A 15,526-nucleotide genomic window follows, 5' to 3' on the forward strand; every position below is an offset into this window, starting at 1 on the left:
TTCGACCCTTGGGATCGCTTCAACTGAAATCCATCCGCAAGACCTACGGCACGCATGAGGTGCTGAAGGGTATCGACCTCGAAGTCAAGGACGGCGAGTTCGTCATTTTCGTCGGCCCCTCCGGTTGCGGGAAATCGACCCTGCTGCGCAGTATCGCCGGCCTGGAGGACGTCACCTCGGGTACCGTTCTGATCAATGGCCGCGACGAGACGCTGACGCCGCCTGCCAAGCGCGGCATCGCCATGGTCTTCCAGTCTTACGCGCTCTATCCGCACCTGACCGTCAAGGACAATATGGGCCTCGGCCTGAAGCAGGCGGGCAAGCCGAAGGACGAGATCGAGAAGCGGGTGGCGGATGCCTCCGGCATGCTGTCGCTGGCGCCCTATCTCGCCCGCCGCCCGGCGGAGCTCTCCGGCGGCCAGCGTCAGCGTGTCGCCATCGGGCGCGCCATCGTGCGCGAACCTGAACTCTTCCTGTTCGACGAACCGCTGTCGAACCTCGATGCCGCCTTGCGCGTCCAGACGCGTCTGGAGATCGCCAAGCTGCACCGCCAGTTGAAGGCGACGATGATCTACGTCACCCACGACCAGGTCGAGGCGATGACGCTGGCCGACAAGATCGTCGTCCTGAATGCCGGCGCGATCGAGCAGGTCGGTTCGCCGATGGAGCTCTATAACCGCCCGGCCAATGTCTTCGTCGCCGGCTTCATCGGCTCGCCGATGATGAACTTCATCGCCGCCGACAAGCTCGGCGACGCGGAAGCCAAGACCATCGGCGTGCGTCCCGAGCATCTGACGCTGTCGCGCGACAGCGGCACCTGGAAGGCGAAGATCGTCCATGTCGAGCATCTCGGCGCGGATACGATCGTCTATCTGGAATCCGACCAGTGCGGGCTGCTGACGGTGCGCCTCTTCGGCGAGCATCAGTATGCGCCTGACGAGATCGTCTATGCGACGCCGGACCGGGCGCATATGCACCGGTTTGATGGGAACGATCAGGCGATCCGGTAGGGTTTGACGGGGTGAGGGCGCTTGCCGCCTTCTCCGGGCCGAAGCATTTAAAAATAAAGGGCGGTGTTGCTTGGCAATGCCGCCCTTTTTTGCGCCAGCCGAGGGATGCTCGCAATTGCAAGGAATCGCACAAAAAAGGCGCCGCGGAGAGCGGCGCCTGGCAGGAGGTTATACTTGTCCGATCAGTCGCGGATGACGAGGAGATCCGCAGCCATGAAGCGCAGCGTCACTGTTTCGCCTGACGGAGGCGGGGTGACGCCCGGGCTGTTGAACATGTCGAAGGAGATGACGTTGCCGCCGACATTCATGCGGGTGCGGATGACCGAGCCCAGGAAGTGGGCGGACACGACCTGGCCGGTGAGGGCGGTATCGCTCTTGACGCCTTCCGCAAGCGAACCTGCTTCCGGACGCAGTGCCAGCGAAACCGTATCGCCTGCCTTTGAGTCAGCGACCGATTGCTTCAGCGTGATGCCTTGGTCGCCGATCTGGATGCGGTTGGCCGCCGGATCGACGACCTTTGCTTCAATCAGGTTCAGCGTACCGACGAAGGAGGCGACGAAGCGGGTTGCCGGCGTGTTGTAGATCTCGAAGGGGGTACCGATCTGATCGGCCCTGCCGGCGTTCATGACGACGATACGGTCGGAGATCGACAGCGCTTCTTCCTGATCGTGGGTCACGAAGACGGTGGTGATGCCCAGCTTCTGCTGGATAGCACGGATTTCTTCGCGCAGCGACACGCGGATCTTGGCGTCGAGAGCCGAGAGCGGTTCGTCGAGAAGCAGGACCTGCGGCTTGACCGCGAGCGCGCGGGCAAGTGCGACGCGCTGCTGCTGTCCGCCTGACATCTGATAGGGGTAGCGGTCGGCCAGATGATCGAGGCGGATGAGCCCGAGCATCTCCTTCACGCGGGCATCGATCTCGGCTTTCGGCGCACCGGCGACCTTGAGGCCGAAGGCGACGTTGTCGTGCACGCTCATGTTCGGGAACAATGCATAGGCCTGGAAGACCATGCCGATATTGCGCTGGTTCGGCTTCAACGGGCTCTGGTCCTTGCCGTTGATATGGAGCGTGCCGCCGGTCGGCGTCTCGAAACCGGCGATCATGCGCAGGACCGTCGTCTTGCCGCAGCCCGATGGGCCGAGGAAGGAGATGAACTCGCCCTTTTCGATATTCATGTTGAAGTTATGAACGACCTGAACCTGGCCGAAGGACTTCTGAAGATTGGTCAGTGTTAGAAATGACATGGACAGATACCTTAAGCCTTCGCGGGGGCGGCTTTGCCGAAGCGGGAGATGAGATTGAGGAGGCCCATGGAGAGCCACGTGATCGAGAAGGCGATGACCGCGAGTGCCGAAGGCTCATAGGCCTTGTTGGCGCCGACGAGCTGCAGGTACGGGCCGAAGGCCGGGCGGTTCAGCAGGGCGGCCATGGTGAACTCGCCCATGACGATCGCGAGCGTGATGAAGGCACCCGAAAGCACGCCGCTCATGACGTTCGGGAAGATGCAGCGGAACATGATCGTCGTCCACTTGGCACCAAGGCTTTCGGCAGCCTCCGTCAGCGTGCGGACGTCGATGGCGCGCATCGCGGTATCGACGGCACGGTACATGTAGGGGAGCGACAGTGTGATGTAGGAGCAGACGAGCAGGATGTTGGTACCCGTTGTGTAACCCGTCAGCGGCAGGATCGAAGACGAATTGTACATTCTGAGATAGCCGAAGACGATGACGATCGCTGGGATGACCAGCGGCAGCAGCGTGACGAATTCGACGACCGGGCGCATCTGCGGCAGGCGCAGGCGAACCCAGTAAGCGGTCGGCACGACGAGCAGCATGCCGAACACGATCGTCAGCAACGCCATCAGCATCGAATAGCCAAACGTGGCGCGGAACTGCTCGTCGGAAAATACCGACGCATAGGCATCCAGGCTGTAAGTGCCGCGGCGCATGCGCAGCGAGAACTCGATTGTGCCAATAAGAGGAATGACGAAATAGCTTGCGCCGATGATGACGGCGATCCAGGCGCCGAGACGTTGAGCCTTCATTTCTGCCACCGTTCAGCGCGCATGCGCAGCATGAGATAGAGGATATTGGATACGCCTGTTATGACGATCATGCCGAGGGCGATCGCATAGCCGAGGTTCGCATTGTGAAGCACGTCGCCGCGGATCTGTGCATAGAGTAGGATAGGAACGATGTTCAGCGACGAGCCGGTCAGCGCGTAGGCGGTCGCGATGGCGCCGAAGGCGTTTGCGAAGAGCAGCAGCGTGGTTCCGAGCAGGCTTGGCCACAGGATTGGGAAGGCAACCATCGTCCAGTACTGGCGGTTGGTGGCGCCGAGGATCTCGGAGGCTTCGCGCCATTCTTTCTTCATGCCGTCGAGCGCCGGCGTCAGGATTAGCACCATCAACGGGATCTGGAAGTACATGTAGGTGATGGTCAGGCCGAGGAACGACAGCAGGTTGAAGCCGGTGCCGTAGAGATTGAAGCCGAACCAGTCGCGCATGAACATGGTGACAAGGCCGGTGCGACCGAGCGTTGCCAGAAATGCGAAGGCGAGCGGAACGCCGGCGAAGTTGGATGCGACGCCGGAAAACGTCATGAGGGTCGAGCGGACCGAGGCTGGCAGACCGCCGAGCACCACGGCCCAGGCAAGGAAGAAGCCGATCAACGCGCCGCCCAGAGCCGAAGCGACGGAAACGCGGATACTGATCCAGTAGGCACTCATGATCGAGGGGGTGAACAGGTCACCGATATTCTTGAAGGTGAAGCTGCCGTCAGGCGTGAGAAACGCACCGGCGACAAGGTAGACGGTCGGGATAATCAGGAACAAGAGAGAGAAGATGACGAATGGCGCAATGCCGAGCCAGTCGATCACCCGTTCCTTGTTGATCATCGAGGACGTGCCTGCGATGGGGGCAGATATTGTACTCATAGCAGGCTTCCAGTCGTATCCGAGGGGCAAAAGGCCTCCCCGCGTGAGCGGGAAGGCCGGTTCCGGTCCTGTCGATTACTTGACGGCGGCGCCGACGACGGAATCCCAGTTCTTGGTGATGGCTTCCTTGCCAGCAGCCTGTTCTTCAAGCGTCGGGAAAACAGCCTTTTCGTAGGCTGCTGCCGGAGGCAGCTTGTCGAGCAGGTCCTTCGGGATCTTGTTGTTCTTGGCAAGATCGTTGAAGCGGATCGGGTGGCAATAACCCTTCAGCCAGCCGAGCTGACCTTCGTCCGAATAGAGGTATTCCATCCAGAGCTTGGCAGCGTTCGGGTGCGGTGCGAATGCTGAGATCGCCTGAACGTAAACGCCAGCGACAACGCCCGACTTCGGAACAACGACTTCGTATGGCGGGTTGCCCTTGAGGCTCTCGCCCCACGACAGAGCATTATAGTCCCATGCGACGATGATCGGCGTGGAGCCCTGTGCGAACGGAGCCGCCTTGCCGGTTACCGGCACAAAGTTTCCAGCCTTGTTGAGCTCGGCGAAGAACTTCAGACCTTCGTCGCCAGCCTTGGCAGCGTCGCCGCCAGAAGCGGAGAGACCTGCAGCGTAAACGCCCTGAACAGCCTGGTTTGCGGTACGCGGATCGCCTGCGAGCGCAACCGAGTTAGCGTAGTCGCTCTTGAGCAGATCAGACCAGTCTGCGGGGGACTGCTTCACGAGATCCTTGTTCACGAGGAACGAGAGAACGCCGTAGTAGTCGCCGTACCAGTAGCCGTCGGCATCCTTGGCGGTATCCGGAATGGAATCCCAGGTGGAGACCTTGTAGGGCTGGATCAGGCCATCGGCCTTGGCAGACGGGCCGAAGGAGAGACCGACGTCGATGACGTCAGGAGCCTGCGGGCCGGTGTTGCCCTTGTTGGCCTTGATGGCTTCGATTTCGTCGCCCGAACCAGCGTCCGGGTTCAGTTCGTTGACTTCGAGGCCGTACTTGGCCTTGAAGCCTGCGATGACGTCGCCGTAACCGCACCAGTCGTGTGGCAGCGCGATGGTCGTCAGCGTGCCTTCCTTCTTGGCGGCAGCGATGAGGTCGGCGCTCGGTTCAGCTGCGGCAATCGCAGTCGAAGCTACGACGATCGCAGTAGAAAGCGAAAGCAGTCGAGAAATGTTAGAGATCACTGTTGTTCTCCTTCGGTTTTCAGTGGTCTGGCGAAGCTGTTACTGACGTTGCATGAAGCTTGTATGACAGCCGCGTGACGTTAATTTTTCTTATGATTGCAGGTGCTTGCGGCCGCTGTCTTGTTTGCGACGCGCTATTCTATTTTATCTACGCCCTCATTGATTTCGTTTAGTCTTGCCCCTTTCCCTCTCAACTCAGCCTGCGGAAGAGCCGCGTCTGCTCGAACAGGCCCTCCAGCGTTTTCATGCGCTCCTTCGTTTCGTCCCATGTCGAGCTCTGGACGGCTTCGATCAGGGCTTCGACGATGAAAAGCGTGACGACCGAGGAATCCCAGGCCGACGGTGCCTCGATCTGGACGCGGAACGCGTGCCTTGCGAGCTTGGCGGCGGGCGAACCCCATTGGTCGGTGAAGACGATGATGTCGGCGCCGCGCTTGCGGGCGGCCTGCGCCAGGCTCACCATCTCCTGCTCGTAGCGGCGGATATCGAAGATGATCAGCAGGTCGCCGGCATTCATGTTGAGCACGTATTGCGGCCAGCTGGATGAATTCGAGGAGAGCAGGGCGGTGTTTGGCCGAATGACCTGCATGTGAGTGAAAAAGTACTCGGCCAGCGCGCCGGTGATGCGGCCGCCGACGAAATAGAGGCCGCGCTTGCGGTCAGACAGCAGCGACGCGACGTTCTCGAAGGTTGCCGTGTCGAGATCAGTCAGCGTTTGGCGCAGGTTGCCGATTATGGCATCGGCGAAGCGGTTGAGAATATGTGTGCCCGGGGCATTCGAGGCCCAGCGGTCGTGCTTGGCGATCGGGTTGGAGATCGTCGCTTCGACCTCCTGATGCAAATGCGCCTGGAAATCCGGATAGCCTTTGAAGCCGAGCTTCTGCACCATGCGCACCACCGTCGGCGTCGAGACGCCGGCATTTTCCGCAATGGTGGTGATGCTGCCCAGCCCGGAGACTGGGTAGTTGTCCAGCAGACTTTCAGCCAACTGCTTCTCGGCGCGCGTCAGCGCGTCGAAATGCGAGTGGATGACGTCCGAGACCGTCTTCGACGCGGCGTTCACTCGATCATGCTCCCCGGGAATGGCTTGTTTTGATCCCGACGCTTTCCCTTTGCGTCAGGTGCCACTTTCCCACTCAAAGTTAACAACGCTGTCACAATCCATGTCAACCACTGTCATGAAAAGAAATTTTCAGGATGCGCTTGACAGTGTGGAGAACCTGAAGAATTCTTTTCTTATTAATTTTTTATAAAGCCATCTGGCGAGGCGTTGCCCCCGTGCTCACTGAACTGAAGGTGCTAAGCGAAGCAGAAGGAAGTTGCGTCAGCATCGAGCGGCGCGACGGCAAGAGTGCGCTGCTGGTCATCTGCGAGCACGCTTCGCGCACCCTGCCTGAACGCTACGGTGATCTTGGCCTTTCGAAGGATGCGCGGGAGAGCCACATCGCCTGGGATCCGGGCGCTTTGGCAGTTGCCCGCGGTATTTCCGCCGCACTTGACGCAACGCTCGTCTCGCAGCGCTTTTCCCGCCTGATCTACGATTGCAACCGCCCGCCGGAAGCGCCGGGCGCGATGCCGGAGAAGAGCGAGATCTACCCCATTCCGGGCAACCAGAATCTCGGCGCTGACGAGCGCAGGGCGCGGACAGAAGCGCTGTACATTCCTTTTCACGATGCCGTGCGCGGGCTGATCGCGGAGCGAAAGGCGAGGGGACAGGAGACTGTCGTCGTCACAATCCACAGCTTTACGCCGGTGTTCAACGGCAAGCCGCGTGCAGTCGAGCTCGGTATCCTGCACGATGCCGACAGCCGCCTCGCGGACAAGATGCTGACGGCTGCGGCCGATGCGCCGCTTTACAAGACAGAACGCAACGAGCCCTACGGCCCTCAAGACGGCGTGACGCATACGCTGATCCTGCACGGGGTTTCCAACGGGTTCCGCAATGTAATGATCGAGGTCCGAAACGACCTCATCAAGGACGATGCCGGTCAAGGGGTCATGGCCGACTATCTCTCAGGGCTTCTCCAGCAATGTCTGGAAGGCTCGCACTAAAAAGAAAACGGCCCCAGGGAGCAGCTTTGCTGCGGACCGCCCGATGGCAAATGCCACGGGCAATTTGGCACAAGATCGACCGCAATCCCGCGGCCGATCGGGAACAGGGGGAAGTCATGTCTGACTATACCGATCTGGATAAGAAGCAGGACATGAGTGTCCTGCATTCCATGGGCTATGCCCAGGAACTTGAACGGCGCATGAGCTCGTTCTCGAACTTCGCAGTCTCGTTTTCGATCATTTGCATTCTCTCCGGCGGCATCAATTCGCTGGCTCAGGCAACGGCAGGTGCCGGCGGCGCGGCAATCGGCATCGGCTGGCCGATCGGTTGCTTCGTCTCGCTCGTCTTCGCCGTGGCGATGGCGCAGATCAGCTCTGCCTATCCGACGGCCGGCGGCCTCTATCACTGGGGTTCGATCCTCGGGAACCGCTTCACCGGCTGGCTGACCGCCTGGTTCAACCTGCTCGGTCTGGTCACCGTTCTCGGCGCCATCAATGTCGGTACCTATTACTTCTTCATGGGTTCCTTCGGCACCAGCTATTTCGGCCTGACGGATACGACTGCCGTGCGTATCGTCTTCCTCGTCATCATCACCGGCGCACAGGCTCTCGTGAACCACATGGGTATCGGCCTCACCGCCAAGCTCACGGACTTCTCGGGCTACCTGATTTTCGCAACGGCCATCGTGCTTTCGGCCGTCTGCCTCTTTGCGGCCCCGTCCTATGAAATCGGCCGCCTGTTCACCTTCGCCAACTATTCCGGCGAAGCTGGCGGCAATGTCTGGCCGGCGACCTCGGGCACCTGGGTGTTCCTGCTCGGTCTGCTGCTGCCGATCTATACGATCACCGGCTATGACGCTTCGGCGCATACATCGGAAGAAACCGTCAAGGCAGCGCATTCCGTGCCGCGCGGCATGGTGTCCTCGGTGCTGTGGTCGGCGCTGTTCGGCTACATCATGCTGTGCTCGTTCGTCCTAATGCTGCCGAACATGGACGATGCCGCCAAGCAGGGCTGGAACGTGTTCTTCTGGGCGATGGACGCGCAGGTCAATCCTGTCGTCAAGGACATCCTGTACTTCGCAATTCTCGTCAGCCAGTGGCTGTGCGGCCTTGCGACCGTCACCTCGGTGTCGCGCATGATTTTCGCCTTCTCGCGTGACGGCGGTCTTCCGGCTTCCAAGGCGCTTGCCAAGGTCAGCCCGAAATACCGTACGCCGGTTGCTGCGATCTGGACGGGTTCGATCCTCTCGGTCCTGTTCGTCTGGGGCTCTTCGCTCGTCTCGATCGGCGATACGCCGGTTTATACGATCGTCGTCTCGTGCACGGTCATCTTCCTGTTCTTCTCCTTCGCGATCCCGATCACGCTCGGTCTCTTCGCCTGGGGTACGTCGAAGTGGGACAAGATGGGCCCGTGGAACATCGGCGAGGGCGCCTTCAAGCTGTTCGCGGTGCTGACGGTCCTAGCGATGATCCTGATCTTCGTTCTCGGTGTTCAGCCGCCGAACGGTCCGGCTCTCTACGTCACCGTCGGCTTCCTTGTCCTGGCCGGTATCGTCTGGTTCGGCTTCGAGCAGCGCCGCTTCAAGGGTCCGCCGATCGGCGACGAAGTGGCACGCCGTCAGGCGGAAATCGCTGCTGCCGAAAAGGCCGTGGGCGAACACTAAGGCCAGAGGCTTCCCTCTCGAATGGCGGGGCCGCGGCGTACGCGGCCCCATCCCCGGCTCAATGAAAAAGCATCAGGCGGGCTTCGCCCCGCCGCTGCATGCCCTTTCGTTGTTCCGAAATCGCAAAATCAAAAATTCAGGCGGGTAAATCATGACCACCAGCTACACTCTCGACGATCTCAAGAAGGACGTGGCCGAGGGCCGCATCGATACCGTTCTGGCGTGCCAGATCGACATGCAGGGCCGCTTGATGGGCAAGCGCTTCCAGGCCGAGTATTTCCTCGACAGCGCCTGGAAGGAAACCCACAGCTGCAACTATCTCGTCGCCACCGATATGGAGATGGAAACCGTCTCCGGCTACAAGGCGACGAGCTGGGAAAAGGGCTACGGCGACTACACGATGAAGCCGGACCTTTCGACGCTGCGCCGCATTCCGTGGCTCGAAGGCACCGCACTAGTGCTCTGCGATCTGCTCGACCACCACACCCATGAAGAAGTTCCGCATTCGCCGCGTGCCATCCTGAAGAAGCAGGTGAAGCGCCTAGAGGCGATGGGCATGAAGCCGTTCATGGCGTCAGAGCTGGAATTCTTCCTGTTCGACCAGACCTATGAATCCGCGCATGCCTCGGGCTATCGCAACCTGAAGCTCGCCAGCGCCTATAACGAGGACTACCACATCTTCCAGACCACCAAGGAAGAAGAGGTAATGCGGGCGATCCGAACCGGCCTGCAGGGCGCCGAAATCCCGGTCGAAAATTCGAAGGGCGAGGCCTCTGCCGGACAGGAAGAGATCAACGTCCGCTATGCCGAAGCTTTGACGATGGCCGACCGCCATACGATCATCAAGAACGGCTGCAAGGAAATCGCCTGGTCGAAGGGCAAGGCCATCACCTTCCTTGCCAAGTGGCATTACAATGCCGCCGGCAGCTCGTCGCATATCCACCAGTCGCTCTGGAGCCTCGATGGCAAGAAGGCGCTGTTCTTCGACGAGAAGGGCAGATACGGCATGTCGCCGTTGATGGAAAACTACGTTGCCGGTCTTCTCGCCCATGCAAGCGAGATCACCTATTTCCTGGCGCCCTACATCAATTCATACAAGCGCTTCATGGCCGGCACCTTCGCGCCGACCAAGGCGATCTGGAGCAAGGACAATCGCACCGCCGGTTACCGCCTTTGCGGCGACGGCAGCAAGGCGATCCGCATCGAATGCCGCGTCGGCGGCTCCGACCTCAATCCCTATCTCGCGTTTGCGGCGCTGATTGCCGCAGGTATCGACGGCATCGAGAACAAGCTTGAACTCGAAGCGCCCTTCGTGGGAGATGCCTATGGCGCCCGCAAGGTTCGCGAGATTCCGCGGACGCTCCGGTCCGCGACGGTTGCCATGACCAAGTCGAAGATGCTGCGCAGCGCCTTCGGCGATGATGTCATCGACCACTACACGCGCGCTGCCGAATGGGAGCAGGAAGAATACGATCGTCGCATCACCGATTGGGAAGTGGCGCGCGGTTTCGAGAGAGCATAAGAGGCGTATCGAAGGCGGATGCAATAAGCGCCACATGATCTCCATATATCCGGAGATGGTGGTGGCTGCGTCCGCCATAAGGTCGCGAAAAACATAGGATGAAGATCATGGCAATGATCCAATGCATATCGCCGGTCGACGGATCGGTTTACGCGGAGCGTTCGGCGCTTTCGCTGGAAGCGGCGAAAGAAGCCGTGGCGCGGGCGCGCAAGGCGCAGAAGACCTGGGCGAAGCGCCCGCTCGAAGACCGCGTTCAGCTGGTGCTGAAGGGTGTCGCGCGTCTCAACGAGATGTCGGACGTCGTCGTGCCCGAGATCGCCTGGCAGATGGGCCGTCCCATCCGTTATGGCGGCGAGTACAAGGGCTTCAACGAGCGCTCCAATTACGTGGCCTCGATCGCTGCCGAGGCGCTGGCACCGCTCGTCGTCGAAGAGAGCGACAAGTTCGAGCGCCGCATCGAGCGCGAAGCCCATGGCGTTGTCTTCGTCGTGGCGCCCTGGAACTATCCCTATATGACGGCGATCAACACTATCGCTCCGGCGTTGATGGCGGGCAATACCGTTGTGCTGAAGCATGCATCGCAGACGCTGCTGGTCGGCGAGCGCCTCGTACAGGCTTTCGTCGAGGCCGGTGTCCCTGAAGATGTCTTCCAGAATGTCTTCCTCGATCACCAGACGACCTCGGCTCTGATCGCCGCCGGCAGCTTCAATTTCGTCAACTTCACCGGTTCGGTCGAAGGTGGCCGTTCGATGGAGCGCGCGGCAGCCGGCACCTTCACCGGTCTCGGCCTTGAGCTCGGCGGCAAGGATCCGGGCTATGTCATGGAAGACGCCGATCTCGACGCTGCCGTCGATACGCTGATGGATGGCGCGACCTACAATTCCGGCCAGTGCTGCTGCGGCATCGAACGCATCTATGTGCACGAGTCGCTCTATGACAGCTTCGTCGAGAAGTCGGTCGCCTGGGTCTCGAACTACAAGCTCGGCAATCCGCTCGATCCTGAAACATCGCTGGGCCCGATGGCGCATAAGCGCTTTGCCAAGGTGGTGCGCGATCAGATCGCCGATGCGGTTTCCAAGGGCGCCAAGGCGCTGGTCGATCCGAAACTCTTCCCGCAGGACGATGGCGGCGCCTATCTCGCGCCGCAGGTTCTGGTCAATGTCGACCACTCGATGGCCTTCATGCGCGAAGAAACCTTCGGCCCGGCGGTCGGCATCATGAAGGTGAAGAGCGATGAGGAAGCGCTGGCGCTGATGAATGACAGCCAGTACGGCCTGACGGCCTCGCTCTGGACCAGGGATGCCGAGCGGGCAGGGCGGCTTGGCCGCGAAATCGAAACCGGCACGGTGTTCATGAACCGCGCCGATTATCTGGATCCGGCGCTTTGCTGGACCGGCGTCAAGGAAACCGGCCGCGGCGGCTCGCTATCGATCATCGGCTTCCAGAACCTGACGCGTCCGAAATCCTACCATCTGAAGAAAGTCACAGCATGAGCAGCAATATCACAGCCAACTGGAGCTATCCGACAGCGGTCAAGCTCGGCCGCGGCCGCATCAAGGAGCTCGCCGACGCCTGCAAAAGCCTGGGCATGAAGAAGCCGCTGCTGGTCACCGATCGCGGCCTTGCTTCCATGGCGATCACCAAGAACGCGCTCGACATTCTCGAAGATGCCGGTCTCGGCCGCGCCATCTTTGCCGATGTCGATCCGAACCCGAACGAGAAGAACCTCGAAGCCGGTGTGAAGGCCTTCAAGGATGGCGGTCATGACGGCGTCGTCGCTTTCGGCGGCGGCTCCGGTCTCGATCTCGGCAAGTGCGTCGCCTTCATGGCAGGCCAGAGCCGTCCGGTCTGGGACTTCGAGGATATCGGCGACTGGTGGACGCGCGCCAGCATCGAAGGCATCGCACCGATCGTTGCCGTGCCGACGACGGCGGGGACCGGCTCGGAAGTCGGCCGCGCCAGCGTCATCACCAATTCGGCGACGCATGTGAAGAAGATCATCTTCCATCCGAAGTTCCTGCCCGGCGTCGTGATCTCCGATCCGGAACTGACCGTCGGGATGCCGAAGATCATCACCGCCGGCACCGGCATGGATGCTTTCGCGCATTGCCTGGAAGCCTATTCCTCGCCCTTCTACCATCCGATGTCGGCCGGTATCGCGCTTGAAGGCATGCGTCTGGTCAAGGAATTCCTGCCGCGCGCCTACAAGGAGGGCACGGATCTGGAAGCCCGCGCCAACATGATGGCAGCCGCCGCCATGGGCGCCGTCGCGTTCCAGAAGGGCCTTGGCGCCATCCACGCGCTGTCGCACCCGATCGGCGCCGTCTACAACACCCATCACGGCATGACCAATGCCGTCGTGATGCCGGCCGTGCTGCGTTTCAATCGCGCTGTGATCGAAGAGAAGATCGCCCGTGCGGCGGCTTATCTCGGCATCGCCGGAGGTTTCGACGGCTTCTATGATTACGTGCTGAAGCTGCGCTCCGAACTCGGCGTTCCCGAAAGCCTCTCGGCGATGGGAATCGCGCCTGACAGGATCGACGAATTGTCAGCGATGGCGATCGAAGACCCGAGCGCCGGTGGCAATCCTGTCACGATGACGCTCGAAAACACCAAGGCTTTGTTCAAGGATTGCTTCTGAGTTAACCAAGGCGGACCAACCAGCTGGCCCGGAAAGCATAGGCTTTCCGGGCTTTTTTTGTCTGCAAACATCCCAAATTCTTGGGATGTAAGAAATCCGGGCTGCAATTTCGGGTCGTCCGTTTAGATTTTGTTAACCACGATTGGAAAGGATGCATTAACCGCACGATGAATCGAAAAGTGCGTATGAGAGCGATAACCGGCTCGCCACTTTTCCCTTCGAGGACCTGATATGCCAGTCATTACTTTTGCAAATACCAAGGGCGGCGCCGGCAAGACTACGGCCGTGCTGCTGCTGGCGACCGAGCTTGCGCGCAAGGGGTATCGCGTCACCATTCTGGACGCCGATCCCCAGCATTGGATTTCCCGCTGGCATGAGATTTCCGGCAACGTGAAGAACGTCTCTGTCATCGACTTCGTCACCTCGGCATCGCTGCCGCTGCATATCAGCGAAAACAAGGCCAATACCGACTATTTCATCATCGATCTGCCGGGCGCGCGCAATCCGCTGCTTGCCACTGCCGTCGGTCTTTCCGACCACGTGCTGATCCCGATCCAGGGCTGTGCCATGGATGCCCGCGGCGGCGCGCAGGTTCTGGAACTGCTCCAGTATCTGGATGAGAAGGCAGGCATCAAGATCGGCCATTCCGTCGTCCTGACCCGCGTCAACTCGATGGTGACGACGCGCGCGCTGCAGCTGGTCAAGGCGCTGCTAAACGAGCGTCACGTTCCGGTTCTCGACACGGCGATCATCGAACGCTCGGCCTTCCGCGACATCTTCGATTGCGGCGGCACGCTCGCCACCATGGATGCGACCCGGGTCTCGAACCTCGAAAAGGCCCGCGAAAATGCTCTCTGTTTCGCCGAGGAAATGATGCGCAAGCTGCCGGTCAAGCTTCCGGTTGCGGCACGTCTTTCCGGCCTGCTGATGCGTGACGCGGCCTGATTTCACAAGCCGAAACAAAAAAGCCGCCGGGAGACCGGCGGCTTTTTTTGTTTCAATGCATGGCGATCAATCGACGAATTCGACCGTGACGCCGGGCTTGACCATCTTGGCCAGTTCCGTCGCGTCCCAGTTGGTCAGGCGGATACAGCCGTGGCTCTGGGTGCGGCCGATCTTCGAGGGCTCCGGGGTGCCGTGAATGCCGTAGGTCGGTTTGGAAAGCGCGATCCAGACAGTGCCAACCGGGCCGTTCGGGCCTGGCGGGATGTTGAGGACCTTGTCATTTGCGCCCTGCTGGAAGTTGATCTTCGGATTGTAGGTGTAGCCTGGGTTCAGCGCGACGCGATCGACCTGCACCGTTCCTGACGGCGAAGGCGTGTCGTTGGAACCGATCGAGGCCGGGTAGGCAGCGATCAGGTTGCCCGCGTCGTCATAGGCGAAGACCTGCTTCTTGGCCTTGTCCGCCAGAATCTTGGCGACCGTGCCGGTCTTCGGGTCGCCTGGATTGACAACCTTGATGATGGTGCCGGGGACGGTGAAGTCGGCGCCAGGGTTCATTTCCTTCAGGAAGGCCTCGTCCATATGGAAACGCTCGGCCAGCATCTCGGTCGTGGACGTATAGGCGAGCGACGGCAGAAGCGCCTTGTGTGCGTAGTCTTCCGGAATCTCGGCGACATAGGGGCCAGCCGCGTCTGCAGGGGTGATGGTATAGCTGATAACAGGCAGGCCGCCCGACAGGCGCAGCTGTTCAAGGATCGCGTCGGTATTGTTCGGATCGAGATTTTCGCCGGTCATCTGGTTATAGGCATAGATTGCCTTGGTGACGTTCGAGCCCGTGTGTCCGTCAATGACGCCGGGCGAGATGCCGGAGCGGTCGAGGAACACCTGCAGCGCGACGATCTCCGGCTTCGACTTGCCCTTCAGGGTGATCGCGGGCTCTTCGGGTGCCCTTGGCTGCTGTGCCTGAGGTGCCTGCTGATCGGGATCGATCGCGGCATAGTCGCCGTTATCAGGATAGGGCTGATCGAGCGGCTGACGCTCGATGCTTCCGTCACGCGGGATCGCGCCGGTGACTGCGCCGCGCTCCATGTAGCGGGTGCTGCCATAGCGCGTCTGATCGCCGCTCTCGGCATTATAGGGGTCGTTGCTATAGGGATCGCGCGAGGGAGCCGCGGGATAATAGCCCTTGGAGCGCATTTCGGTGGCGACGACATTGCCGTAGCTGTCGACGAGAACGCGATTGCCGTTACGGTCGCGCGAATAATAGACGTCGGCGCCCGGCGGGATATAGTCAACGATCTGGCCATCCGGCGTGACCATGACGACGTCGCGCTGGCGGCGGCCATATTGCTGCGCGTCCGCGACCGGCGCGACGGATGTGACGGCCAGAACGACAGCGGCGAGCGAAAGGCCGTATTTCAGAATGCGATTCACGTCTTGCACCTCAAGCAGGGACTGGGCCGACACACACCCGCGAATTTTGACGCTAGTGTGGAATTTATGAATTCGTACTGAACAAATTATGAAAATATCCGTGATCACTTGCGTGAAGCTAAACGTTTGGTTTGCCAAGGCGGTTCCT

General features: G+C 60.5%; 13 protein-coding genes. 7 read left to right on the plus strand and 6 right to left on the minus strand.

The window, feature by feature from the left end:
* Nucleotides 1-8 precede the first annotated feature (8 nt).
* Nucleotides 9-1,010 (plus strand): ABC transporter ATP-binding protein, encoded by a 1,002-nt coding sequence (locus AC1DJO_RS01420; RefSeq protein ID WP_477968584.1) that lies wholly within the window; start codon nt 9-11, stop codon nt 1,008-1,010.
* 182 nt (nt 1,011-1,192) lie between these two features.
* Here AC1DJO_RS01420 and AC1DJO_RS01425 read toward each other — a convergent pair whose 3' ends face one another.
* From AC1DJO_RS01425 to AC1DJO_RS01445, 5 genes are all read right to left on the minus strand, one after another.
* Nucleotides 1,193-2,254: an ABC transporter ATP-binding protein gene (locus tag AC1DJO_RS01425; RefSeq protein ID WP_477968586.1), complete on the minus strand. Its 1,062-nt coding sequence runs from the start codon at nt 2,252-2,254 to the stop codon at nt 1,193-1,195.
* Between the two features lie 11 nt (nt 2,255-2,265).
* The gene (locus AC1DJO_RS01430) at nt 2,266-3,054 is read right to left on the minus strand and encodes an ABC transporter permease (protein ID WP_112537777.1); all 789 of its coding nucleotides are present in this window, start codon (nt 3,052-3,054) and stop codon (nt 2,266-2,268) included.
* On the minus strand, nt 3,051-3,944 hold the full coding sequence (locus AC1DJO_RS01435) for an ABC transporter permease (RefSeq protein ID WP_112537776.1): 894 nt from the start codon (nt 3,942-3,944) through the stop codon (nt 3,051-3,053). Before AC1DJO_RS01435 ends, AC1DJO_RS01430 begins: the two co-directional genes overlap by 4 nt.
* A 75-nt stretch (nt 3,945-4,019) precedes the next feature.
* The gene (locus AC1DJO_RS01440; RefSeq protein WP_112537775.1) at nt 4,020-5,123 is read right to left on the minus strand and encodes an ABC transporter substrate-binding protein; all 1,104 of its coding nucleotides are present in this window, start codon (nt 5,121-5,123) and stop codon (nt 4,020-4,022) included.
* A gap of 190 nt (nt 5,124-5,313) precedes the next feature.
* Entirely contained in the window at nt 5,314-6,186 is an 873-nt protein-coding gene (locus tag AC1DJO_RS01445; RefSeq protein WP_477968589.1) for a MurR/RpiR family transcriptional regulator, read from the minus strand.
* Nucleotides 6,187-6,401: 215 nt separating this feature from the next.
* On the opposite strand from AC1DJO_RS01445, the gene AC1DJO_RS01450 reads away from it, so the two are divergent.
* The 6 genes from AC1DJO_RS01450 (at nt 6,402) to AC1DJO_RS01475 (ending at nt 13,947) form a co-directional block, all read left to right on the plus strand.
* Nucleotides 6,402-7,175 carry an N-formylglutamate amidohydrolase gene (locus AC1DJO_RS01450; RefSeq protein WP_112537773.1) on the plus strand — a complete coding sequence of 258 codons (774 nt, stop codon included), beginning with the start codon at nt 6,402-6,404 and terminating at the stop codon, nt 7,173-7,175.
* Between the two features lie 116 nt (nt 7,176-7,291).
* Complete coding sequence (locus AC1DJO_RS01455; RefSeq protein WP_477968591.1) at nt 7,292-8,839, plus strand: amino acid permease; 1,548 nt, start codon at nt 7,292-7,294, stop codon at nt 8,837-8,839.
* Between the two features lie 151 nt (nt 8,840-8,990).
* Nucleotides 8,991-10,361 (plus strand): glutamine synthetase family protein, encoded by a 1,371-nt coding sequence (locus tag AC1DJO_RS01460; RefSeq protein WP_477968593.1) that lies wholly within the window; start codon nt 8,991-8,993, stop codon nt 10,359-10,361.
* Between the two features lie 107 nt (nt 10,362-10,468).
* Nucleotides 10,469-11,854 (plus strand): aldehyde dehydrogenase family protein, encoded by a 1,386-nt coding sequence (locus AC1DJO_RS01465; RefSeq protein ID WP_477968595.1) that lies wholly within the window; start codon nt 10,469-10,471, stop codon nt 11,852-11,854.
* Complete coding sequence (locus AC1DJO_RS01470; protein ID WP_112386952.1) at nt 11,851-13,002, plus strand: iron-containing alcohol dehydrogenase; 1,152 nt, start codon at nt 11,851-11,853, stop codon at nt 13,000-13,002. Before AC1DJO_RS01465 ends, AC1DJO_RS01470 begins: the two co-directional genes overlap by 4 nt.
* Before the next feature lie 231 nt (nt 13,003-13,233).
* Complete coding sequence (locus tag AC1DJO_RS01475; RefSeq protein WP_112386953.1) at nt 13,234-13,947, plus strand: ParA family protein; 714 nt, start codon at nt 13,234-13,236, stop codon at nt 13,945-13,947.
* A gap of 66 nt (nt 13,948-14,013) precedes the next feature.
* On the opposite strand, the gene AC1DJO_RS01480 is transcribed toward AC1DJO_RS01475, so the two are convergent.
* Entirely contained in the window at nt 14,014-15,378 is a 1,365-nt protein-coding gene (locus AC1DJO_RS01480; protein WP_477968597.1) for a L,D-transpeptidase, read from the minus strand.
* Between the last annotated feature and the right edge of the window lie 148 nt (nt 15,379-15,526).

Source organism: Rhizobium sp. 05N430 (assembly GCF_056396985.1).